Annotated in this window: 23 protein-coding genes; 20 read left to right on the forward strand and 3 right to left on the reverse strand. The window is 69.7% G+C overall.

Annotated elements, in window-relative coordinates:
* Window positions 1-157: 157 nt before the first annotated feature.
* Window positions 158-415 carry a heavy-metal-associated domain-containing protein gene (locus C1704_RS06850; RefSeq protein ID WP_104301964.1) on the reverse strand — a complete coding sequence of 86 codons (258 nt, stop codon included), beginning with the start codon at window positions 413-415 and terminating at the stop codon, window positions 158-160.
* A 197-nt stretch (window positions 416-612) separates the two neighbouring features.
* Here C1704_RS06850 and C1704_RS06855 point away from each other — a divergent pair, with 197 nt between their 5' ends.
* From C1704_RS06855 to C1704_RS06950, 20 genes are all read left to right on the forward strand, one after another.
* Window positions 613-3,042, forward strand: coding sequence for a heavy metal translocating P-type ATPase (locus C1704_RS06855; RefSeq protein WP_104301965.1), 2,430 nt, complete (start codon window positions 613-615; stop codon window positions 3,040-3,042).
* A gap of 26 nt (window positions 3,043-3,068) precedes the next feature.
* On the forward strand, window positions 3,069-3,566 hold the full coding sequence (gene cueR / locus C1704_RS06860) for a Cu(I)-responsive transcriptional regulator (protein ID WP_419186786.1): 498 nt from the start codon (window positions 3,069-3,071) through the stop codon (window positions 3,564-3,566).
* 40 nt (window positions 3,567-3,606) lie between these two features.
* Entirely contained in the window at window positions 3,607-4,074 is a 468-nt protein-coding gene (locus C1704_RS06865; protein ID WP_104301966.1) for a hypothetical protein, read from the forward strand.
* A gap of 184 nt (window positions 4,075-4,258) precedes the next feature.
* On the forward strand, window positions 4,259-4,645 hold the full coding sequence (locus C1704_RS06870; RefSeq protein ID WP_104301967.1) for a hypothetical protein: 387 nt from the start codon (window positions 4,259-4,261) through the stop codon (window positions 4,643-4,645).
* A 10-nt stretch (window positions 4,646-4,655) separates the two neighbouring features.
* The gene (locus tag C1704_RS06875) at window positions 4,656-6,104 is read left to right on the forward strand and encodes a TolC family protein (RefSeq protein WP_104301968.1); all 1,449 of its coding nucleotides are present in this window, start codon (window positions 4,656-4,658) and stop codon (window positions 6,102-6,104) included.
* A 40-nt stretch (window positions 6,105-6,144) separates the two neighbouring features.
* Window positions 6,145-7,560, forward strand: a complete 1,416-nt coding sequence (locus C1704_RS06880) for a multicopper oxidase family protein (protein ID WP_104301969.1) — start codon at window positions 6,145-6,147, stop codon at window positions 7,558-7,560.
* Window positions 7,561-7,626: 66 nt separating this feature from the next.
* A complete protein-coding gene (locus C1704_RS06885) occupies window positions 7,627-8,127 on the forward strand; it encodes a cupredoxin domain-containing protein (protein ID WP_104301970.1) in 501 nt (166 codons plus the stop codon).
* Between the two features lie 60 nt (window positions 8,128-8,187).
* A complete protein-coding gene (locus tag C1704_RS06890; protein WP_104301971.1) occupies window positions 8,188-8,538 on the forward strand; it encodes a copper-binding protein in 351 nt (116 codons plus the stop codon).
* A 78-nt stretch (window positions 8,539-8,616) separates the two neighbouring features.
* The gene (locus tag C1704_RS06895) at window positions 8,617-9,108 is read left to right on the forward strand and encodes a hypothetical protein (RefSeq protein ID WP_104301972.1); all 492 of its coding nucleotides are present in this window, start codon (window positions 8,617-8,619) and stop codon (window positions 9,106-9,108) included.
* Between the two features lie 327 nt (window positions 9,109-9,435).
* Window positions 9,436-9,741, forward strand: coding sequence for a hypothetical protein (locus C1704_RS17940; protein ID WP_336469933.1), 306 nt, complete (start codon window positions 9,436-9,438; stop codon window positions 9,739-9,741).
* A 3-nt stretch (window positions 9,742-9,744) separates the two neighbouring features.
* Window positions 9,745-10,236, forward strand: a complete 492-nt coding sequence (locus C1704_RS06905) for a c-type cytochrome (RefSeq protein WP_211286883.1) — start codon at window positions 9,745-9,747, stop codon at window positions 10,234-10,236.
* A 102-nt stretch (window positions 10,237-10,338) separates the two neighbouring features.
* Entirely contained in the window at window positions 10,339-10,587 is a 249-nt protein-coding gene (locus C1704_RS06910; RefSeq protein ID WP_104302019.1) for a DUF2933 domain-containing protein, read from the forward strand.
* A gap of 4 nt (window positions 10,588-10,591) precedes the next feature.
* Window positions 10,592-12,874, forward strand: coding sequence for a copper-transporting P-type ATPase (locus tag C1704_RS06915; protein ID WP_245876406.1), 2,283 nt, complete (start codon window positions 10,592-10,594; stop codon window positions 12,872-12,874).
* Between the two features lie 181 nt (window positions 12,875-13,055).
* The gene (locus tag C1704_RS06920) at window positions 13,056-13,430 is read left to right on the forward strand and encodes a metal-dependent hydrolase (RefSeq protein ID WP_336469934.1); all 375 of its coding nucleotides are present in this window, start codon (window positions 13,056-13,058) and stop codon (window positions 13,428-13,430) included.
* Window positions 13,420-13,950 carry an SRPBCC family protein gene (locus C1704_RS06925; protein WP_104301974.1) on the forward strand — a complete coding sequence of 177 codons (531 nt, stop codon included), beginning with the start codon at window positions 13,420-13,422 and terminating at the stop codon, window positions 13,948-13,950. Before C1704_RS06920 ends, C1704_RS06925 begins: the two co-directional genes overlap by 11 nt.
* A 39-nt stretch (window positions 13,951-13,989) precedes the next feature.
* Window positions 13,990-14,364, forward strand: a complete 375-nt coding sequence (locus tag C1704_RS06930) for a hypothetical protein (protein WP_104301975.1) — start codon at window positions 13,990-13,992, stop codon at window positions 14,362-14,364.
* A 66-nt stretch (window positions 14,365-14,430) separates the two neighbouring features.
* The gene (locus tag C1704_RS06935; RefSeq protein WP_104301976.1) at window positions 14,431-14,844 is read left to right on the forward strand and encodes a hypothetical protein; all 414 of its coding nucleotides are present in this window, start codon (window positions 14,431-14,433) and stop codon (window positions 14,842-14,844) included.
* An 84-nt stretch (window positions 14,845-14,928) separates the two neighbouring features.
* Entirely contained in the window at window positions 14,929-16,221 is a 1,293-nt protein-coding gene (locus C1704_RS06940; protein WP_245876407.1) for a TolC family protein, read from the forward strand.
* A 4-nt stretch (window positions 16,222-16,225) separates the two neighbouring features.
* Window positions 16,226-17,815 carry an efflux RND transporter periplasmic adaptor subunit gene (locus C1704_RS06945; protein WP_104301977.1) on the forward strand — a complete coding sequence of 530 codons (1,590 nt, stop codon included), beginning with the start codon at window positions 16,226-16,228 and terminating at the stop codon, window positions 17,813-17,815.
* Window positions 17,812-20,949, forward strand: a complete 3,138-nt coding sequence (locus C1704_RS06950; protein ID WP_104301978.1) for an efflux RND transporter permease subunit — start codon at window positions 17,812-17,814, stop codon at window positions 20,947-20,949. Before C1704_RS06945 ends, C1704_RS06950 begins: the two co-directional genes overlap by 4 nt.
* 108 nt (window positions 20,950-21,057) lie before the next feature.
* Here the strand turns inward: C1704_RS06950 and C1704_RS06955 are convergent, their stop codons facing one another.
* Window positions 21,058-21,369, reverse strand: coding sequence for a hypothetical protein (locus C1704_RS06955; RefSeq protein ID WP_104301979.1), 312 nt, complete (start codon window positions 21,367-21,369; stop codon window positions 21,058-21,060).
* Window positions 21,366-21,674 (reverse strand): DUF5983 family protein, encoded by a 309-nt coding sequence (locus C1704_RS06960; RefSeq protein WP_104301980.1) that lies wholly within the window; start codon window positions 21,672-21,674, stop codon window positions 21,366-21,368. The genes C1704_RS06955 and C1704_RS06960 overlap by 4 nt, the downstream gene beginning before the upstream one ends.
* Window positions 21,675-21,894: the final 220 nt, after the last annotated feature.

Genomic DNA, 21,894 nt, shown 5'->3' on the forward strand with positions numbered 1-21,894 from the left:
GCCTCGCCATCCCCGGGCCGTGGTCTCCGGGCAGCGACCCGGGGTCGCCGACGATCTGCACTAGACCGGAGGCGCGCCTGGACGCATCCCGATGGACGGAGCGACATGCTTGCCGTCCTGCGGTTGTTCGGCCATCGGTCGCGATGGCGGAGCGGCCTCAGCGGCAGTGCCCGCAGCAGGAGCTGCCTTGGGATGCAGGGTCAACCTGTGCCGCCTCAGCCCGAACCGGCGTGTAGCCCGCCTCGGCGATGGCGTCCTGCAGCTGCTGCGCATCGGCCTCGGTCGGCTCGATCAGCACCAGATGCTTTGGCAGGTCGATCGTGACCTTGACTCCCCGGTCCGCTGACTTCAGCGCCTTGGTGATCGTGCTGGCGCAGTGGCCGCAGGTCATGTCCTGGACTTCGAATGCAATCATGGGGTGCTCCTTCTGCTGGTTGGGATGCCTGACTCTCAGGCTTGCCCTCGTGGGAAGGTCAAGCCAGCCATCCACAAGACCTCACCTGCAGGTCGGGATCGACAGCGCAGCCGGTTGACATTCCCATGATGGGAAGGCTGAAGCTCCTGCGGCATCAACCGACTGCGGACCCGATACGGTCCGGAAGGACCGATCCCATGAGCACCCTCGCAAGCGCAACGCCCACGCTGGACTTCAAACTGCCGATCGAAGGCATGACCTGCGCGTCCTGTGTATTGCGCGTCGAGAAGGCGCTCGCGACGCTGCCCGGCGTGGAGAGCGCCGCCGTCAACCTGGCCACCGAGCAAGCGACGGTCCGCGCCAGGGACGGGGTGGCGGGCAACGCCCTGGTGTCTGCTGTGACCGCAGCCGTGCGCCGGGCCGGCTACGACGTGCCGACGCATCGTGTCGAGCTGCAAGTCGACGGGATGACCTGCGCCTCCTGCGTCGCGCGGGTCGAGAAGGCGTTGCTGAAGGTGCCGGGCGTGACGACCGCGTCGGTGAACCTCGCCACCGAGAAGGCCAGCGTCGGGGCGCTGGGCAGTGTGTCCTTCGCTACGCTCGCTGCGGCGATCGACAAGGCCGGCTACGCGGCCAGTCCGGTGGTGGACGCCGCAGCACCCAAGCCAGCGCGCCGCCTGCCTGAGTGGTGGCCCGTGGCAGTGGCCTCGGTGCTGACGCTGCCGCTGGTGCTGCCGATGCTGCTGCAGCTGTTCGGCATTCACTGGATGCCAGACGGCTGGGTGCAGCTGGTACTGGCCACGCCGGTGCAGTTCTGGCTCGGTGCGCGCTTCTACCGTGCCGGCTGGAAGGCGCTGAAGGCCCGTGCCGGCAACATGGACCTGCTGGTCGCGCTGGGCACCAGCGCGGCCTACGGGCTGTCGGTCTACTTGCTGTTCAAGCACGCAGCGCACGGCATGCCGCACCTCTACTTCGAGGCCTCGGCGGCCGTCATCACGCTGGTGCTGCTGGGCAAGTGGCTCGAGGCGCGCGCCAAGCGGCAAACGGCGGATGCGATCCGTGCGCTGAACGCGCTGCGTCCGACGGTCGCCCGCGTGCTGGTCGAGGGGGCCGAGATCTCGACACCGGTCGAGCAGGTGGCGGTGGGTGACATCGTCGTGATCCGCCCGGGCGAGCGTGTGCCCGTCGATGGCCAGGTCATCGACGGCCGCAGCCACGTCAACGAGTCGCTGATCACCGGGGAGAGCCTGCCGGTGGCCAAGGCCGTGGGTGAAACGGTCACCGGCGGTTCAGTCAACGAGGAAGGTGTGCTGCAGGTGCGCACCGGCGCGATCGGCGCCGAGACCACGCTGGCCCGCATCATCCGCATGGTCGAGTCGGCCCAGGCGGCCAAGGCGCCGATCCAGCGCATCGTCGACCGCGTCAGCGCGGTCTTCGTGCCCGTGGTGCTGGGCATCGCGGTGCTGACCTTCTTCGGCTGGCTGGCCTGGAGCGGAGATTGGGAGCAGGCGCTGATCAGTGCGGTGGCGGTGCTGGTGATCGCCTGTCCCTGTGCGCTGGGCCTGGCAACGCCGACCGCGATCATGGCCGGCACCGGCGTGGCAGCGCGCCGCGGCATCCTGATCAAGGACGCTGAGGCGCTGGAAGTGGCGCACTCGGTCACCACGGTGGCCTTCGACAAGACAGGCACGCTCACCGAAGGCAAGCCGTCGCTGGTGGCGGTCGAGGCAGGCCTGGACGCACAGGTCGGCCAGGTGCTGACGCAGGCCGCCGCGCTGCAGCAGGGCAGCGACCACCCGCTGGCCCATGCCGTCATGGAGAAGGCCAAGGCCGAAGGCATCGCCGTGCCCGCGGCGCGCGACGCCCGCGCGCTGCCGGGCCGCGGCGTGGAGGCGGTGGTCGATGGCCAGCGCCTGCTGCTCGGCAGCACGCGGCTCATGAACGAGTCGGGCGCACAGCCGGGCGCGCTGCTGATGACCGCTCAGCGCCTGGAAGGCGAGGGCCGCAGCATCTCGTGGCTGCTCGCGCCGAGCGATGGCCTGGGCCATGGCGCTCGCGTGCTCGGGCTGCTGGCCTTCGGCGACACGATCAAGCCGGCATCGCGTGCGGCCGTCGAACGGCTGCGGTCGCTGGGCATCCGCACCGTGATGCTGACCGGCGACAACCACGGCAGCGCCCAGGCGGTGGCGCGCGAACTTGGCATCGACGAGGTGCGCGCCGAACTGCTGCCGGGCGGCAAGGCCGAGATCGTGCAGCAGCTGCGGAGCCAGGGGCAGGTGGTCGCGATGGTCGGCGACGGCCTGAACGACGCGCCGTCGCTGGTGGCCGCCGACGTGGGTCTGTCGATGTCCACCGGCACCGATGTGGCGATGGAAGCCGCCGGGATCACGCTGATGCGCGGCGACCCGCGCCTCGTGGCCGACGCGTTCGACGTCTCGCGCCGCACCTACTCCAAGATCAAGCAGGGGCTGTTCTGGGCCTTCGCGTACAACGTGCTCGGCATTCCGCTGGCGGCTTTCGGCCTGCTGAGCCCGGTGATCGCCGGTGCGGCCATGGCGTTCAGCAGCGTCAGCGTGGTCGCGAATGCGCTGACCCTGCGTCGCTGGCGCGGCGCAGCAACGGATTGATCGAACTGTCTCGAGGAACAAAGGCCATGGGCATGAACATCGGACAAGCTGCCGGCGCCACCGGCCTGTCGGCAAAGATGATCCGGCACTACGAGAGCATCGGGCTGCTGCCTGCGTCCACCCGCACGGATGCGGGCTACCGCCAATACAGCGAACGCGACGTGAACATGCTGCGCTTCATCCGCCACTCGCGCGACCTGGGCTTCTCGCTGGAACAGATCCGCGAATTGCTGGACCTGTGGCAGAACCGCAAGCGGTCCAGCCGGCAGGTCAAGTCCCTGGCCGAGGCACACATCGCGGAACTCGATGCAAAGCTCGCAGAGCTGCAATCGATGCGAGCGGCGCTGGCGCATCTGGTCCACGGCTGCCACGGCGACGATCGACCGGATTGCCCGATCATCGACACGCTGGAGGCGACAGGCCCGGTACTGGCCGGCGCTCCCGCCGATCATTCGCGCGGCGCGGTCGCTCAGCGGCAGCGAGCAGCCTCATCCCGGACCGGACCGCGCACATTGCCGCGCTGATGCCTGAGCATCGTCAAACCGGTTTCGATACACTGACGATATGAACCGCGTCTTCCGCGCCTTCCTTGTCTGGGTCATGGTGATCGCCATGCCCGTGCAGGGCATGGCTGCGTCCGTGATGCTGTTCTGCGGGCCGAGCCACGAGCGGATGATGCAAGGGCTGATGGCCGACGCACCGGCGTTGGCTTCCAGTCTGACCACCGCGCCCGGGCACGACCGGATGGCTGCGGATCATGCCGTGCATGAGCACGCGTCACCTGAGTACCCTGTCGCAGACGAGCCCGCCGCCGGTGCCGATGCCAGCGGTGTGAATGGCCTGTCCAAGCATCACGGCAAGTTCACCTGCAGCGCCTGCGCCGCCTGCTGTTCCGCGCTGGTGCTGCCGGCCAGCTTCGTGCTCCCGGTGCCTTCGAGCCCAGAGCATCTTGCGCCCATGTCGCCGGTGGAACCGGTCGCATCGCACCAACCTGACGGCCTAGACCGTCCGCCTCGAACCGTCCTCGCCTGATTCGGCGCGACGCCCTGGGGTGACGCGGGTACCTTGGCGCCCCGCCCGTCGGTTCATCTGACGGTTTGACCAACGGTCCACCGGACCGAACTCTCGCCCCATCCGGCGGATCGCGCCAGATCCTCACCTGCGCACCTGCGTGCCTTGGCCGCAGGACCGTCGTTCGAGTTCTCGCGAGGTTCCCATGCCCCTGTTTCCGTTTCGCCTCGACTGCTGTCGAGGCCTCCCCCTCATCGCGCTGCTGACCGCAGCATCGCTCGTTCAAGCGCAAACCCAGTCCCAGGGCGCGGCCGCCCGCACCGAACGCGCCGACCCGCTCGATGCGCAGGTCCGCGTACCGGCCGCCAATCACTCGTCAGCGCTGGCCAGCTATCGCCGGCTGGGCGACGACAAGCGCATCGACTGGAAAGAGGCGAACGAGGCGGTGAACCGCATCGGGGGCTGGCGCGCCTATGCACGCGAAGCGCAGCAGCCCGAGCCGGCGCCCACGGCACCGGCCAGTCGCGCTGTGCCCGCGCCGGTGGCGGCTTCGGGCGCCGCACCGGCGCACGGCGGCCACAAGATGCATTGAGGGGATGAGGATGACCCGACAACCACCAACACCCCACGTCATCGCCCGTTCAGCGCCTCTCCGTCTCACGGGCCTGGCTGCCCTGGTGCTCGTGCTGACCGGCTGCGCTTCCCTGAGCCCCGATGGCGGTTTCGGTGAGGTCGAGAAGGCCACGGCCGAGCGCATCGGAGCCCCGGTGCAGCTGGCCTGGGCCCGGCAGCCCGAAGACCTGGACCGCATCGCCCAGCGCGTGGACGAACTCCTGGGCAAGCCGCTGTCCATGAACGATGCGGTGCAGGTCGCCTTGCTGAACAACCGTGGCCTGCAGGCGGCCTACGCCGAGCTGGGCATCACCGAGGCGGAGGTCGTGCAGGCGGGCCGGTTGCCGAACCCCGGCTTCAGCTTCGGCCGCCTGACCAAGGGTGACGAGATCGAGCTCGAACGCGGTCTCCACTTCAATCTTGCCCGGCTGATCGCCATGCCGCTGGTGCAGCGCGTCGAGGCGCGCCGCCTGGAGCAGGTGCGCACCACGGTGGCGATGCAGGTGCTGTCCCTGGCAGCCGACACGCGCAAGGCCTGGGTGCAGGCGGTGGCCGCCGAGGAATCGGTGCGCTACAGCCGCCAGGTGATGCAGGCCGCGGAGGCTGGTGCCGAACTGGCGCGGCGCATGGCGCAGGTGGGCAACTTCAACAAGCTCCAGCAGGCGCGCGAGCAGGGCTTCTATGCCGATGCAGCGCTGAACCTGGCCCGTGCCGAGCAGCAGCAACGTGCGGCGCGCGAGCGCCTCACGCGCTTGCTGGGGGTGTGGGGTACGCAGACCGCTTTCAAGCTGCCAGAGCGCCTGCCTGACCTGCCCACCCAGCCGCGCGATCTGCCAGACATCGAGCGCACCGCGCTCGCCCAGCGGCTGGACGTTACCGCGGCGCGCAACGGCGCCGAGGCCACCGCCCGCAACCTGGGCCTCACTCGCACCACGCGCTTCGTCAACGTGCTGGAGCTGGGCCTGGTGCGCAACAGCAGCAACGAGTCGCCAACGCAGAAGGGCTGGGAGATCGGATTCGAGCTGCCGCTATTCGACTGGGGCGGTGCCCGGGTCGCCCGTGCAGAGGGCATCTACATGCAGTCGCTGCACCGCGCTGCGGAGACCGCGATCAATGCCCGCTCCGAGGTGCGCGAGGCATACGGCGCCTACCGTTCGGCCTGGGACATCGCGAAGCACCAGCGCGACGAGATCGTGCCGCTGAAGGCACGCATCTCGGAAGAGAACCTGCTTCGCTACAACGGCATGCTGATCGGCGTGTTCGAGTTGTTGGCCGATGCGCGTTCGCAGATAGCCAGCGTCAACGGCGCCATCGATGCGCTGCGCGATTTCTGGATCGCGCAGGCCGACCTCGACATGGCGCTCGTCGGCAAGCCCAGCCTCACGGCCGCGGCAGGCCCCGCGATGGCGGCCGGCCCGGCGGGTGACCCCGGCCACTGACGAACCGCCTTCGCCCGAATCGAACACAAGGACTGAATCCATGGTTTCCCGAAGAAGCTTTCTCAACGGTGCCGGTGTGGCGGCTGCCGCCGTGACGGCCACGGCCGTCAGCAAGGTGGCAATGGCGGCCCTGCCTGAGCCCGTCATCCAGACCAAACCCGACACGATGCCTCCGCTGGTGCCGGGCACCGGCCGGCCCTACAACCCCGTTGTCACGCTCAACGGTTGGACGCTGCCCTGGCGCATGAACAATGGCGTCAAGGAGTTCCACCTGGTGGCCGAGCCCGTGGTGCGCGAGATGGCACCCGGCTTCAAGGCCCACCTGTGGGGCTACAACGGCCAGAGTCCCGGCCCGACCATCGAGGTGGTGGAGGGCGACCGCGTGCGGCTGTTCGTCACCAACAAGCTCGGCGAACTCACCAGCATCCACTGGCACGGCCAGCGCCTGCCCAACGGCATGGACGGCGTGACCGGCCTGAACCAGCCCGGGATCCCACCCGGCAAGACCTACGTCTATGAGTTCGTGGCGCGCCGACCCGGCACATTCATGTACCACCCGCATGCCGACGAGATGGTGCAGATGGCGATGGGGATGATGGGCTTCTGGGTCACGCATCCGAAGACCAAGCACCCGCTGATCGACGAGGTCGACCGCGACTTCTGCTTCCTGCTGAACGCCTACGACATCGATCCGGGCAGCGCGACGCCGAAGATCATGACGATGCTCGACTTCAACCTGTGGAGCTGGAACAGCCGCATCTTCCCCGGCATCGACCCAGTCGTGGTTCGGCACATGGACAAGGTGCGCATCCGGGTGGGCAACCTGACGATGACCAACCACCCGATCCACCTGCATGGCCACGAGTTCCTGATCACCGGCACCGACGGCGGCCCCACGCCGAAGAGCACGCGCCAGTACGAGGTGACGGCCGACATAGCCGTGGGCCAGATGCGGCAGATGGACTTCCTGGCCGACGAGGAGGGCGACTGGGCCTTCCATTGCCACAAGAGCCACCACACGATGAACGCCATGGGCCACGGCGTGCCCACGATGATCGGCGTGGACCACAGCGGCGTCGCGCGCCAGATCACCAAGCTCATCCCCGACTACATGGTGATGGGCGAGCGCGGCATGAAGGACATGACGGAGATGGAGATGCCGCTGCCCGACAACACGGCGGCGATGATGGCCGGGCAGGGCCCCTTCGGCGCCGTGGGCATGGGCGGCATGTTCAGCGTGGTGAAGGTGCGCAAGGATCAGAAGCGAGGCGACTACACCGATCCCGGCTGGTACCAGCATCCGCCAGGCACCGTGGCCTACGAGTTCACCGGCAGCCTGCCCGACCCGGCGCGCTTCAAGGCCGAGGGCCGGGGGTCAATGCCTGCCGTCGCCAGGCCAGCGCAGGACGTCGAGGTCAAGGTGCGCAAGCCATCGGGCGGACACAGCGGCCACTGACGGTGCCGCCGACTCCAGCACCTCTCAGCAAACTCTCCTCCAACTGAACATCGACAAGGAAGCCTCATGCAAAGCAGCAAGCGCCATCTCCTGATCGCCGCCTCGGCTCTCGGGCTCGGTATCACCGGGCTCGCCCGCGCGCACAGCAATGAACATCACGCCAAGAAGTCCGGTCCTGTCGTCAAGGAACAGAAGGACTGGGGCATCGCCGGCGATGCCAAGTCTGTCCGCCGCACCATCGAGGTCCGCATGGGCGACAACATGCGCTTCACGCCCGATCGCATCGACGTGCGCCGCGGCGAGACGCTTCGCTTCCGCGTGCAGAACGCGGGCAAGGAAATGCACGAGTTCGTCATCGGCACCAAGGCCGAGAACGCCAAGCACGCCGAGCTGATGATCAAGTTCCCGAACATGGAGCACGACGAGCCGTACATGGCCCACGTGTCGCCGGGCAAGACCGGCGAGATCGTCTGGACCTTCAACCGCGCCGGCACCTTCGAGTTCGCCTGCCTGATCGCGGGTCACTACTCGGCGGGCATGGTCGGCACCATCAACGTCACGGCCTGATCGCTCCGAATCGCAACAGCACTCTCTTCCATCACCCACCCCACCCATCACGGAGTCCTCATGAACCACATCGCTTCCACCCTGCTCGTCGCCGCGCTGCTGAGCGGCCCCGCCCTGGCACAGCAGAAAGCCGATGACCACTCCGCGCACCATGCCGCCACGCCTGCGACGGCGGCGGCGAACAGCGCAGACATGGCCGACGGTGAGGTCCGCAAGATCGACAAGGACGCGGGCAAGCTGACGCTCAAGCATGGCGAGATCAAGAACCTCGACATGCCGGGCATGACGATGGTCTTCCAGGTCAAGGAGCCCGCACTGCTCGACAAGGTGAAGGTGGGCGACAAGGTGAAGTTCCGTGCCGAGAAGGCCGGCAGCGGCTATGTCGTGACCGTCATCGAGCCGGCGAAGTAGCCGTGCAGCGCGGTCCCGCTGTTTCAGCGGCCTGGGAGCTTGACGAGCGTCAACCTCAGTGCTGCGCTTGCGCCTAGCATGAGGGCGCTGACGGGCCATCGCTCGTCGGCCACTCTGTTCATGTCCACGGCCAAGCTCCTTCCACGGCCCCGCCGCACCGCGGCGGCGATGCTGTTCGTCTGGCTGTTCGCGACCTTCGCGAGCTGGGCCAACGCCTGCCTCGTGCAGCCGTCTGCGGCCGCGGAGCGCCGGTCTGAACACCACGGGCGGATCGACGCCGGTGCCGATGTCCGGGCGCACCACGCTGCGGCGGACACGGGAGCGGAGGACGATCGGGACGCCGGCCTTCAGTCCTGCATCAGCTTCTGCGATTTGGAGCAGAGCGTCGTCGCGAAGGCCCAGCCCACGAAGGCGGATGGCAACGCCGACTCTGGCATGCCGCCGCCTGCTGCATTGGGCAGTTGGCCGTCGCAGGCACCGGATCGGGCCGAGCCCCGCTGGCGATCGCGCGCCGCGCCCCCGCCACCGGGCGTGCCCGTGACCATCGCGTTCCTGCGGCTGACGCGGTAGCCCCTGCGCCGGGCTGGTGCGCGCGTGGCTGCTTGCCCGCGCTGCTGCCGGCCCATCACGCGTTGTCTGCCCGGCTTGCTGCCGCCGCGGGCTCCTTCCCCGTCATGCGCCGTCTTGCGACGGCAATCCGTTCACGTTCACCACTGGAGACTCACCATGACCACGCTTCGATCGCTCGTTCTTGCTGGCACGGCTACCGTCGTGCTCACTGCCTGCGCTCAGACCCCCAGCGCACCCGGCGCCGCGGACCACGCCGCACACCATCCTGCCGGTACGGCGGCTCCTGCCTCCGCGCCCGCATACCGCATGGCAATGATGGATACGCACATGACCAAGATGCGCGAGATGCACGAGAAGATGTCGCGTGCGGGCACGCCGCAGGAGCGGCAGGCCCTGATGGCCGACCACATGAAGCTGATGCAGGAAGGCATGGCGATGATGGGCGGCATGGGCCCTGGCGGCATGGGCGGCATGGGGATGGGAGGCATGCGGGCCATGGGCCCGGCCGGTGCGGCGAGCGCCCCGATGGACATGGCCACGCGCCATCAGATGATGGAAAAGCGCATGGAGATGATGCAGTCCATGATGCAGATGATGATGGACCGCATGGGTCCGCCGCCGGCCCGGCCCTGAGCCATGCCGGTTCGCAGCAAGCCCTGGAAGGCCGCCGCGCTCATGGCGGCGGCCGTCGCCGCAATCGCCGTCTACGCGGCGGTGGTCTGGAAAGCGGACCCCGCCGCGGAGCGGCCAGTCCAGCTGCGGCCAGGCGATGCGGCCGTCATTGCGCTCGGGCAGCAGGTCTACACGGCGCAGTGCGCGGCCTGCCACGGCGCGCGGCTGGAGGGTCAGCCCAACTGGCGCGAGCGCGGCCCGGATGGCCGGCTGCCGGCGCCGCCGCACGACCCGAGCGGGCACACCTGGCACCACCCGGACGAGCTGCTGTTCCGCATCACCAAACACGGCGTGGCCAAGGCCGCGAACCTGAAGGACTATGCGTCGGCGATGCCGGCCTACGACGGCGTGCTCAGTGACGCCGAGATCGTCGCCGCGCTCTCGTGGATCAAAGCGCAGTGGCCGGCCGACATCCGCGCCCGGCACGACGAGCTGAACCGGGCCGCCAGCCGTTGAGGCACCGGCGCGGAGCCGCTTGACCTTCACACGGGGGCAAGGCCTATGGTTGACCTGTACCGCCCGGGCATCACGGATGCCCAACCAACCGAGGAGCTGCTCATGAACCATCCCGTCCAAGACGCCGGCACACCGCGCAGCCGCAAGCCGCTCACGGTGGCAGTGCTGATGGTGGCGCTGATCGTGGTGTTCTACCTGCTGCGCGAGCACTGGGGTCACGTGGCCGGCCTGTGGCCCTACCTGCTGTTGCTGGCCTGCCCGCTGATGCACCTCTTCCATGGGCACGGCGGACACGGGCGCCACGGGACTCATGGACGGCAAGGGTCCGACCACGGGTCCCACGGAGGCTGACGCGATGGACATGCAGGCGCACCCGAAGCATGGTGACCACCAAGGCCACGACCACGATCACGGCCATCACGACCACTCGCACCATCACCCTGCGCACGACCCCGCGCACGGGCCGGCGCAAGGCCACGCGGCGGGGGATGCTGGGCCGCCTGCCTCACCACCACCGGACTCGCCCGCAGGCACGATCTACACCTGCCCGATGCACCCCGAGGTGCGCCAGGACCATCCCGGCAACTGCCCCAAGTGCGGCATGACGCTGGAGCCGGTGCTGCCTACGCTCGACGAGGACGAGAACCCCGAACTGGCGGACTTCCGCCGCCGCTTCTGGTGGACGCTGCCGCTGACGGTGGTGGTCACGCTGCTGGCCATGGTTGGACACCGCCTGCAGTGGTTCGACATGGCCACCCAGAGCTGGATCGAGCTGGTGCTGTCGGTGCCCATCGTGCTGTGGGCCGGTTGGCCGTTCTTCGTGCGCGGCGTGCAGTCGGTGCGTTTGCGCAGCCCGAACATGTGGACGCTGATCGGCCTGGGTACCGGGGCCGCCTTCGTCTACAGCGTAGTAGCCACGGTCACGCCGGATGTGTTCCCGGCCTCGTTCCAGGCGATGGGGCGCGTGGCCGTGTACTTCGAAGCGGCGGCGGTGATCATCTCGCTGACGCTCCTCGGCCAGATCCTCGAGCTGAAGGCGCGCTCGCAGACCTCGGCGGCGATCAAGTCGCTGCTCGGCCTGGCGCCGAAGACGGCTCGGCGCATCGGCGCCGACGGCACCGAAGCCGACGTGCCGCTGACCCACGTGCATGTCGGCGACCTGCTGCGCGTGCGGCCCGGCGAGAAGGTGCCCGTCGACGGCGTGGTGACCGAAGGCTCCAGCGCGGTCGACGAATCGATGCTCACCGGCGAGCCGGTGCCGGTGAGCAAGCGCCCGGGCGACAAGCTCATCGGCGCCACGCTCAACACCAGCGGCGCGCTCGTGATGCGCTCCGAGCGCGTGGGCGCGCAGACCATGCTGTCGCAGATCGTGCAGATGGTGGCGCAGGCGCAGCGCTCGAAGGCGCCGATGCAGCGTATGGCCGATCAGGTGGCGGGCTGGTTCGTGATGGCGGTGGTGGCCATCGCGGTGGCCACCTTCTTCGCCTGGGGCGTGTTCGGCCCCGAGCCGAGCTGGGTCTACGGGCTGATCAACGCGGTGGCGGTGCTGATCATCGCCTGCCCGTGCGCGCTCGGTCTGGCGACGCCGATGTCCATCATGGTCGCCACCGGGCGCGCGGCCACGCGCGGCATCCTGTTCCGCGACGCGGCGGCGATCGAGCACTTCCGCAAGGTCGACACGCTGATCGTCGACAAGACGGGCACGCTGACCGAAGGCAAACCGGCCTTCGACCGTGCCCTGCCCACCGATGGCTTCACGGCCGACGAGGTGCTGCGCATCGCTGCGAGCCTGGACCAGGGCAGCGAGCATCCGCTGGCGGATGCCATCGTGCAGGCCGCCCGCGCGAAGGGGCTCGCACTGGCCAAGGCCGAGGAGTTCGAGTCGAGCACAGGCATCGGCGTTCGGGGCCGGGTGGAAGGTCGCGCCGTCGCGCTGGGCAACACCGCGCTGATGCAGCAGCTGGGCGTCGCCGTCGATCCGCTGGTCGCACAGGCCGAGGCGCTGCGCGCCGAAGGGGCGAGCGTGATGCACCTGGCGGTGGACGGGCGCCTCGCGGGGCTGCTCGCGGTGTCCGACCCGGTGAAGGCGAGCACGCCCGAGGCCCTGGCGGCCCTGCACGCGGCTGGACTGCGCGTGGTGATGGCCACCGGTGACGGCCTGACCACGGCACGCGCCGTTGCCAAACGTCTGGGCATCGACGAGGTGCACGGCGAAGTCAAGCCTGCCGACAAGCTGGCTCTCGTGCAGAAGCTTCAGCGCGAGGGCAGGGTGGTTGCGATGGCCGGCGACGGCATCAACGACGCGCCGGCGCTGGCGCAGGCTGACGTGGGCGTGGCGATGGGCACCGGCACCGACGTGGCGATGAACAGCGCACCGGTGACGCTGGTAAAGGGCGACCTGCGCGGCATCGCGCAGGCTCGGCTGCTGTCGCAGGCCACCATCGCCAACATGAAGCAGAACCTCGGCTTCGCGTTCGTCTACAACGCGCTCGGCGTGCCGCTCGCGGCCGGTCTGCTGTTCCCGTTCACCGGCTGGCTGCTGTCGCCGATGATCGCGGCGCTGGCGATGAGCCTGAGTTCGGCTTCGGTGATCGGCAACGCCCTCCGGCTGCGCAAGGCAGCGCTGCTGCGGGACTGACCCACGCCACGCGGTGGACATCGTCGCGCACACGCTCTGGGCCGCTGCGGGGGCGGCGGCTGTCCATCGTTGCCGCCCACTGTCGCGAGGCACGGTGGCGGCCGCGCTGGTTCTCGCGGCCTTGCCGGACGTGATGCATCTGCTGCCGATTGCCGCTTGGTGGGCGCTCGGTGAAGGCAGCTTGGCAGCGGTCCGCGGCTACGCGCTGGCCTCGCCGGGGCAGGAGCCGTGGCTGCCGACCATCGTCGAGCTGTGGTCGCACCACCTGCACTGCGTGATGCACAGCGCACCGGTGGCTGCGCTCGTGACCGCGCTCGCCTGGGCGGTGCGGCGTGTGTTCTGGCTACCGCTGCTCGGCTGGTGGTCGCACATCGTGATCGACGTGTTCACGCACTCGGCCTACTACTACGCGGTGCCGGTGCTCTACCCGTTCACCGAGCGTGGGTTCGACGGCATCGCATGGACCACGCCCTGGTTCATGGTGCTGAACTATGCGGCGCTGGTGCTCGTGGGTGCCTGGGCGCTCGTTCGTCGGAGGCTTCCGAATGGCAGCTGAATCGCCGCTGGCCTTCCACCATCGCAGCGAAGTCGTGCTGCCAGTCGAGCCCGAGCGCCTGTTCGCCCACCTGGACGACCACCGCCGCCTGTCCAGCCACATGGAGAAGCCGTCGCTGATGACGGCGGGCGCTTCGATGCGGATCGACACCGATGCGGGTCACGGCCAGGCGGTGGGTTCGGTCATCCGGATGAGCGGTCGTGTCCTGGGCGTGCGGCTCGGGCTCGAGGAGGTGGTGACCGAACACGCCCCACCGCACCGCAAGGTCTGGGAGACCGTGGGCGAACCGGCCCTGCTGGTCATCGGCGCCTACCGGATGGGTTTCAGCATCGAGCCGTTCACCGGGGGCTCGCGACTGGTCGTCTTCATCGACTACGCGCTGCCGGGGCGCGGGCTTGCCCGCCTGCTCGGGGCTCTCGTGGGTCGCTACTACGCCGCTTGGTGCACGCGGCGGATGGCAGAGGACGCCCGCGCCGCCTTTCCGGGGCCGATCCGGGGGCCCGCGCCGCGCGACCCGTGAGTCGCATCTCTGGTCCGGCTTTGTCTCTACAGTACGCGAATGATTCATCGCATTTCCCTTGCCCTGATCCTGGCGGTCCTCTGCTCCACCGCAGCGCGGGCCGACATCATCGACATCGCCTGGAACGAACAGGGCCGCTTCGAGCGCCGTGTCAGCGTGGCCCCGGGCAAGTTCGCCGAGGTCTGCGGCAAGCTCGCCCGGGCCGATTCGGTGGCCTGGCGCTTCGACGCCAGTGGCCCGCTGAACTTCAACATCCACTATCACGAGGGCAAGGACGTGCGTTACCCGGAGCGCCGCGATGCCCTGGCCGGCGCCAGCGGGCGGCTTCAGGTGGCACTTGACCAGGACTACTGCTGGATGTGGACCAACAAGTCGGGCCAGGCTGTCGACCTGAACGTCCTGCTGACGCGCTGAGGCGCGTGCGCGGAGCGCTTGATGCGGGACAAGGCGCGACGGCCGGGGGAACGTAGACTCCGCTCCATGCGCGCGTTGCGTCGTCATCGCGGCTGGCTGTCCGGCTGGCTGATCGCCCTGGTGCTGTTCACGCAGCTGGCCACGGCGGCGTACGCCTGCCCGCAGCTCTCGCCGGCGTCGGACGACGCGGCTGCCGCGATGGCGGCCATGCCGGATTGCGAGGGCAGCATGCCCACGAGCATGGACCCGGACCAGCCGCAGCTGTGCAAGGCCCACTGCGAGACCGGCAAGACCTCGGTGAACAGCCAGGTCGCCGCGCTGGACGCGCCGCCAGCCATGGCGGTTGGCGCGGCACTCGTCGGCATCGTCGACGTGGCCGATGCCGCCCAGCTGGCGGCCACCATGCCCGCCTCGGTGGCCGACGGGCCGCCCGTCGGGTCACCGCCGCTCTACCTCTCCTTCCTCGTCCTTCGGAACTGACCTGCGGACCCGGGTCCGGGTGCGCTGTCTCGGCGCGCCCGGGTCTCTTGCGTTCGCCGTGCGTTCGATCCGAAGGAGAGTGTCGTGTCCCGATTCAACGTTTGCGTGCTGCGCCGGCACGCCGGGCGGCGCCAGCCGTCCACCCTGGCCTTGGCGTGCGTGCTGGGCCTGGCCGCACTGGTACCCAGTGCCGCATGGGCTGCCCCTGACGCTCCGTCGCTGAGCTATGCCGAGGCGCTCGAGCTGGCGCGCCAGGCGGCACCGGCACTGCGTGCGCAGCAGGCCACGCTGGCCGGTTCGACGATCCTGGCGCCGGCTGCGTCCGCGCTGCCCGATCCGCGCCTGTCCGTCGGCGTCGAGAACCTGCCGATCGCCGGGCCGGATCGTTGGAGCACGACGCGCGATGCCGGCACCATGCAGCGCATCGCGCTGATGCAGGAGATGCCTAACCGCGCCAAGCGCGATGCGCGCGAGCAGGCCGCGCAGGCCCGCGTCGAGCGCGACCGGGCGGTGCTGGCGGCCACCGAACTCACGGTGCGCCGCGAAGCCGGCCTGGCATGGCTCGCGGTGCACTTCGCGGAGGCCCGGCTGTCGCAGGTGGCCGGCCTCCAGCGCGAGAACCGGCTGCTGCAGGACACGCTGCCGGCCCGCATTGCTGCCGGCTCAGCCATGCCCGCGGAGTTGACGATGGCGCGCCAGGAAGCGCTGGCCATCGCCGACCGGGCCGACGAGCTGGCGCGGGACGTGCGCAAGGCGCGGGTGGAACTGCGCCGATGGATCGGCGAGCGTGCCGCTGCGCCGCTGCAGGGCGCAGCGCCGGCTATGGCCGTGAACGGCGACGCCTTGCGCAGCGCGCTGCCGCATCACGCCGAGCTCGCACCCTATGCGCCGATGCGTGCGATGGCCCAGGCCGAGGTGGCCGAGGCCGATGCGGAGAAGCGCGGCGACTGGTCGTGGGAGGTGGCGTACAGCCGGCGACCACGCTACGACGACATGGTGTCGTTCCAGCTCAGCTTCGACCTGCCGTGGCAGCGTGATCGCCGCCAGCAGCCGCAGATCGAGGCCAAGCGGCGCGAGATCGAACGCATCGAGGCCGAGCGCGAGGAACTGCTGCGGCGCCATGCCGCGGAGACCGACGCGATGCTGGCCGAGCTGCAGGCGCTCGACACGCAGGCCGAGCGGCTGCGGGCCGCCGGGCAGCCGCTGGCCACCGAGCGCGTGGCGCTGGCGACGGCGGCCTACCAGGCCGGCCGTGGCGATCTCGCGGCCGTGCTCACGGCGCGCAGCCAGGTGCTGGAAACCCAGCTGCGCGCCATCGACCTCGACGAGCAGCGCGCCGCCCTGCGCCTGCGCCTGTCCACCCTGATTGCGGAGTAAGACGATGAGCCTTTCATCCAACCCCTCATCCACCAAGACGCTGGTGGCCGGCGCGGTGTTGCTGCTGGTCGGCCTCGGCGCAGGCTGGGCGCTCTCGCAATGGCTGTCGGCTGGTGGCCATGCAGGCGCTCCGGCAACGGCTGCTGCAACCGCAGCCAGCGCGCCGGAGCGCAGGGTGCTGTACTGGTACGACCCAATGGTGCCGACGCAGCGCTTCGACAAGCCCGGCAAGTCGCCCTTCATGGAGATGCAGCTCGTGCCGCGGTACGCCGACGAGGCTGGTGCCGACGCCGGGTCTGCGGTGGCGGTGTCGCCGCAGGCGGTGCAGTCGCTCGGCCTTCGCGTCTCCACGGCCGAGAAGCGCGTGCTGCAGGCGGCGGTGGACGCGGTCGGTACGGTCGGGCTCAACGAGCGCGATGTCAGCATCGTGCAGGCCCGAGCCAACGGCTTCGTCGAGCGTGTCCATCCGCGTGCGCCGGGCGACGTGATCCCCGCGGGCGCCCCGCTGGCCGAGGTGCTGCACCCAGACTGGCTGGCGGCGCAGCGCGAGTACCTCGCGGTGCGGGCCACCGGCGACGCGGCCCTTGCGCAGGCAGCCCGCGCGCGGCTCACGCTGCTGGGCATGCCGGCGGCGCTCATCGAGCGCGTTGATGCCAGCGGGCAGCCGCAGGCGGTCACGACCATCGTGGCGCCGTCGGGCGGGCTGATCGCCGAGCTGATGGTTCGTCAGGGCATGACGGTGTCGGCCGGCATGACGATGGCGCGCATCAACGGCCTGGGCACGGTGTGGGTCGAGGCGGCGGTGCCCGAGGCGCTGGGCGCGGCGGTGGTCTCGGGCCAGCCCGCCGAGCTGCGGCTGGTGGCGTTTCCGGGCGAGGTGCGGCGCGGCAAGGTGGCGGCCGTGCTTCCTGAGGCGAGCCGAGACACGCGCACGCTGCGCGTGCGCGTCGAGGTGCCGAATCCGGGTGGGCGGTTGCGTGCCGGCATGTTCGGCCAAGTGCGCCTGCTCGGCGCGGGGCAGGGCGCCGAGGTCGTCACGGTCCCCGGCGAGGCGGTGATCCGCACCGGTCGCCGCGCGCTGGTCTATGTGGTCGACGCGCCGGGCCGGTATCGGCCGGTGGAGGTGGAACTCGGCGCGGAGGTCGACGGCCGGGTGGCCGTGCTCAAGGGGGTGGAGGCTGGGCAGCAGGTGGTGGCCTCGGGACAGTTCCTCATCGATTCCGAGGCCAGCCTGCAAGGGCTGACCGCGCGTGCCCCGGCGGAAGCGGCCGCGACCACTGCAACGGCGGCCGCAACGGCGGTCAGCGCGCAGCAGGGGCCGACCGGCGAGTTCAGCACCCGCGGCCGGGTGGTCGAGCTCGACGCGGCGGCGATCACCCTGGAACACGAAGCCGTCCCTGCGCTGAAGTGGCCGGCGATGACGATGCCCTTCCAGCTCGCGCGGCCGGACCTCGCACGCGGGCTGAAGGCGGGCGATGCGGTGCGCTTCCGCTTTCGCCAGAAGGGCGACGAGCACGTGGTCACCGCGATCGACCGCGAACCTGCCGCGACCGACCCGCATGCCGGCCACGGCAGCACCGGAGCGCCGCGATGATCGCCGCGCTGATCCGCTGGTCGGTGGCCAACCGCTTCCTCGTCGTGCTGGCCACGCTGTTCCTCGCGGCCGCGGGCCTGTGGGGCGTGCGCACGACGCCGGTCGATGCCTTGCCCGACCTGTCCGACGTGCAGGTGATCATCCGCACGACGCTGCCCGGGCAGGCACCGCAGATCGTCGAGAACCAGGTCACCTATCCGCTGGCGACGACGATGCTGTCGGTGCCCGGTGCGAAGACGGTGCGCGGCTTCTCGTTCTTCGGCGACAGCTTCGTCTACATCCTCTTCGATGACGGCACCGACCTGTACTGGGCGCGCTCGCGCGTGCTGGAGTACCTCAACCAGGTGCAGGGCCGGCTGCCGGCCGCGGCGAAATCGTCGCTGGGGCCGGACGCCACCGGCGTGGGCTGGATCTTCCAGTACGCGCTGGTTGACCGCACCGGCCGCAATGACCTGTCCCAGCTGCGTGCGCTGCAGGACTGGTTCCTGAAGTACGAGCTGAAGGGCCTGCCCGGCGTGGCGGAGGTGGCCACCGTGGGCGGCATGAACCGGCAATACCAGGTGGTGCTCGACCCGCTGAAGCTGGCCGCCTACGGCATCACGCATGCGCAGGTGCGCGAGGCGCTGATGGCCGGCAACCAGGAGGCCGGCGGTTCGGTGCTGGAGCTGGCCGAGGCCGAGTACATGGTGCGCGCCAGCGGGTACCTGAAGACGCTGGACGACTTCCGCGCGTTGCCGCTGGCCGCGCGCGGCGGCATCCCGGTGAAGCTGGGCGACGTCTCCACGGTCCAGGTCGGCCCGGAGATGCGGCGCGGCATCGCCGAGCTCGACGGCGAAGGCGAGGTGACCGGTGGCGTGGTGGTCCTGCGTTCGGGCGCGAACCCGCAGCAGACCATTGCCGCGGTGAAGGCCAAGCTTGCAGAGCTGCAAGGCAGCCTGCCGCAGGGCGTGGAGGTGGTGACCACCTACGACCGCAGCGCGCTGATCGAGCGCGCCATCGACAACCTCTCGGCGAAGCTGATCGAGGAGTTCATCGTCGTCGCGCTGGTGTGTGTGGTCTTCCTGTGGCACCTGCGCTCGGCGCTGGTGGCCATCATCGCGCTGCCGCTGGGCGTGATGGCGGCCTTCCTGATCATGCGCTGGCAGGGCATCAACGCCAACATCATGTCCCTGGGCGGCATCGCGATCGCGATCGGCGCGATGGTCGACGCGGCCGTGGTGATGATCGAGAACGCGCACAAGAAGCTCGAGGCCTGGCAGCACGCGCATCCCGGCGAGAGCCTCGTCGGCGAGGCGCGCTGGAAGGTCATCACCGAAGCGGCCGAGGAGGTCGGCCCGGCGCTGTTCTTCTCGCTGCTCATCATCACGCTGAGCTTCATCCCGGTCTTCACGCTGGAGGCGCAGGAAGGGCGGTTGTTCGGGCCGCTGGCCTTCACCAAGACCTATGCGATGGCGGCCGCCGCCGCGCTGTCGGTAACGCTGATCCCGGTGCTGATGGGTGCGTGGATCCGCGGCCGCATCCCCGACGAGCAGAAGAACCCGATCACCCGCGTACTGATCGCGGTCTACCGTCCGGCGCTCGAATGGGTGCTGCGCTGGCCGAAGGCGACGCTGGTGATCGCGGTGGTGCTGGCGGCGAGCACGGCCTGGCCGCTGTCACGCCTGGGCGGCGAGTTCCTGCCTCGGCTGGACGAAGGCGACCTGCTGTACATGCCGTCGGCGCTGCCGGGGCTGTCGGCGCAGAAGGCGGCCGAACTGCTGCAGATCACCAACCGGATGATCAAGACCGTGCCCGAGGTGGAGCGTGTCTTCGGCAAGGCCGGCCGGGCCGAGACCGCGACCGACCCGGCGCCGCTGGAGATGTTCGAGACCACGGTCAAGCTCAAGCCCCGCGAGCAGTGGCGGCCGGGCATGACGCCCGACAAGCTGGTCGAGGAACTCGACGCGGCGGTGAAGGTGCCGGGACTGGCCAACATCTGGATCCCGCCGATCCGCAACCGCATCGACATGCTGGCCACCGGCATCAAGAGCCCGATCGGCGTGAAGGTGACCGGCAGCGATCTCGCCACGATCGACCGCATCGCCCAAGGCGTGGAGCGGGTCGCCAAGACGGTGCCGGGCGTGTCGTCGGCGCTGGCCGAACGCCTGACCGGCGGGCGCTACATCGACGTGCAGATCGACCGCGCGGCGGCTGCGCGCTACGGACTGAACATCGCCGACGTGCAGGCGGTGGTCAGCGGCGCGATCGGCGGCGAGAACGTGGCCGAGACGGTCGAAGGACTGGCGCGCTTCCCCATCAACCTGCGCTATCCGCGCGAGTGGCGCGACACGCCCGAGCGGCTGGCGGCGCTGCCGGTGCTGACGCCGATGGGCCAGCAGATCACGCTGGGCACGGTGGCGAAGATCGTCGTGGCCGACGGGCCGCCGATGCTCAAGAGCGAAAACGCGCGACCCTCGGGCTGGGTCTATGTGGACGTGCGCGGCCGCGACCTTGCCTCGGTGGCGGCCGACCTGCGCGCCTCGGTGGCGCGCGAGGTGAAGCTCGCTCCCGGCGTGAGCATCGCCTACTCGGGCCAGTTCGAGTACCTCGAGCGCGCCAACGCGCGGCTGAAGATCGTCGTACCGGCGACGCTGATGATCATCTTCGTCCTGCTGTACCTGACCTTCCGTCGCATCGACGAGGCGGTGCTGATCATGGCCACGCTGCCTTTTGCGCTGACCGGCGGCGTTTGGTTCCTCTGGGCGATGGGCTACCACCTGTCGATCGCCACCGGCGTGGGATTCATCGCGCTGGCCGGCGTGGCCGCCGAGTTCGGCGTGGTGATGCTGCTGTACCTGAAGCACGCGCTGGAGGCCAGGCTCGTGGCCGGCACACCGCTGACGCTGCCGGTGCTGCTCGATGCGATCCGCGAAGGCGCGGTGCTGCGCGTGCGACCCAAGGCGATGACCGTGGCCGTGATCCTCGCTGGCCTGGTGCCGATCGTCTGGGGCAGCGGCACGGGCTCCGAGGTGATGAGCCGCATCGCCGCGCCGATGCTCGGGGGCATGGTCACCGCGCCGCTGCTGTCGCTGTTCGTGGTGCCGGCGGTATTCGCGCTGCTGCGATCTCGACTCCAAGGCTCAGCGCCGGCCTGACGGACGAGGGGTGGGTTTGACGAAGGAACAGGCCCGCAAAGAGAAAGGGCGCCGGCCCCATCCCTGACGGGATGGGCGCGCGGCGCCGGGGTCGATCCGTGGACAGCGTCAGCCCGCCAGCAGCGTGACTGGCGGCCCGTCTGCCAGGTGGCGAACGATGCGGTTGCCCGCGCGCCGGCGGCCATCGCCCTCGACCTCGTCGACCAACTGCGCGGGCAGCCGAAGGCCGAGTTCTGCGACCTTGGCGCGCAGGGTCGCGATGTCCGTCCAGTCCAGCAGGGGCTCCTGCAGGCTGGTGTAGAGCATGTCGTTGCGCTCGTCGATGATCTGGAGAAAGTAGTCCCCCAGGCGTCGATCGAAGCCGGCCACGATCTCGACGGGGTGTCCGTCGAGCGTCGCCGTCGCGAGGTGCTGGCTCATGGTCCGGGCTCCGCGCTGTCGAACACGGGCAGCCCGTCGATGACGGCCGCCTCGCGGTCGAACATCAGCCAGGCCACGCCGGCGGATTCGGCGACCTCGAACAGCATGGCCAGATCGGGCTCCGACGGCACGCGGTACTTCGGTGCCCCGACATAGACGAACCCGCCGCAGTCGGTCGGGTAGGCGTTCACGGACAGATCGTCATCGGCGAGCTTGTTGCGCGTTGCCGAACTCAGATGCTTCAGGGACAGGCTGGCCAGCATCTCGGCCTGCTGTCGCAGGCCGGTGGCGGGCAGGGTATGCATCGTGGCTTCCTCCTCGGGATGAACTGGGAGATGTGGGGGATTCGGTCGCCCGCGTCACGGTCGAGGGCGCACAGGACGTGCGCTTCGATCTTCCGGCGCGGGCGAACGTCATGCCGCAGTCGCGGCAGCGGAACCAGTGCAGGCGACCGAGCGCGCCCAGGGGCACGCCGTGGCCGGCACAGCAGGGGCAGGTCGGGGGTTTTCTCTCCGACATGGGCAT

This window comes from Caldimonas caldifontis, assembly GCF_002930615.1.
GTDB classification, from domain to species: domain Bacteria; phylum Pseudomonadota; class Gammaproteobacteria; order Burkholderiales; family Burkholderiaceae_C; genus Caldimonas; species Caldimonas caldifontis.

Coding starts and splice junctions, on each gene's coding strand:
- C1704_RS06910 (WP_104302019.1), top strand. CDS start 10,339: ATGAACCATCCCGTCCAAGACGCCGGCACACCGCGCAGCCGCAAGCCG.
- C1704_RS06865 (WP_104301966.1), top strand. CDS start 3,607: ATGAACCGCGTCTTCCGCGCCTTCCTTGTCTGGGTCATGGTGATCGCC.
- C1704_RS06935 (WP_104301976.1), top strand. CDS start 14,431: ATGCGCGCGTTGCGTCGTCATCGCGGCTGGCTGTCCGGCTGGCTGATC.
- cueR (WP_419186786.1), top strand. CDS start 3,069: ATGGGCATGAACATCGGACAAGCTGCCGGCGCCACCGGCCTGTCGGCA.
- C1704_RS06885 (WP_104301970.1), top strand. CDS start 7,627: ATGCAAAGCAGCAAGCGCCATCTCCTGATCGCCGCCTCGGCTCTCGGG.
- C1704_RS06950 (WP_104301978.1), top strand. CDS start 17,812: ATGATCGCCGCGCTGATCCGCTGGTCGGTGGCCAACCGCTTCCTCGTC.
- C1704_RS06855 (WP_104301965.1), top strand. CDS start 613: ATGAGCACCCTCGCAAGCGCAACGCCCACGCTGGACTTCAAACTGCCG.
- C1704_RS06930 (WP_104301975.1), top strand. CDS start 13,990: ATGATTCATCGCATTTCCCTTGCCCTGATCCTGGCGGTCCTCTGCTCC.
- C1704_RS06880 (WP_104301969.1), top strand. CDS start 6,145: ATGGTTTCCCGAAGAAGCTTTCTCAACGGTGCCGGTGTGGCGGCTGCC.
- C1704_RS06870 (WP_104301967.1), top strand. CDS start 4,259: ATGCCCCTGTTTCCGTTTCGCCTCGACTGCTGTCGAGGCCTCCCCCTC.
- C1704_RS06915 (WP_245876406.1), top strand. CDS start 10,592: ATGGACATGCAGGCGCACCCGAAGCATGGTGACCACCAAGGCCACGAC.
- C1704_RS06960 (WP_104301980.1), bottom strand. CDS start 21,674: ATGCATACCCTGCCCGCCACCGGCCTGCGACAGCAGGCCGAGATGCTG.
- C1704_RS06875 (WP_104301968.1), top strand. CDS start 4,656: ATGACCCGACAACCACCAACACCCCACGTCATCGCCCGTTCAGCGCCT.
- C1704_RS06850 (WP_104301964.1), bottom strand. CDS start 415: ATGATTGCATTCGAAGTCCAGGACATGACCTGCGGCCACTGCGCCAGC.
- C1704_RS06955 (WP_104301979.1), bottom strand. CDS start 21,369: ATGAGCCAGCACCTCGCGACGGCGACGCTCGACGGACACCCCGTCGAG.
- C1704_RS06905 (WP_211286883.1), top strand. CDS start 9,745: ATGCCGGTTCGCAGCAAGCCCTGGAAGGCCGCCGCGCTCATGGCGGCG.
- C1704_RS17940 (WP_336469933.1), top strand. CDS start 9,436: ATGACCAAGATGCGCGAGATGCACGAGAAGATGTCGCGTGCGGGCACG.
- C1704_RS06890 (WP_104301971.1), top strand. CDS start 8,188: ATGAACCACATCGCTTCCACCCTGCTCGTCGCCGCGCTGCTGAGCGGC.
- C1704_RS06945 (WP_104301977.1), top strand. CDS start 16,226: ATGAGCCTTTCATCCAACCCCTCATCCACCAAGACGCTGGTGGCCGGC.
- C1704_RS06895 (WP_104301972.1), top strand. CDS start 8,617: ATGAGGGCGCTGACGGGCCATCGCTCGTCGGCCACTCTGTTCATGTCC.
- C1704_RS06925 (WP_104301974.1), top strand. CDS start 13,420: ATGGCAGCTGAATCGCCGCTGGCCTTCCACCATCGCAGCGAAGTCGTG.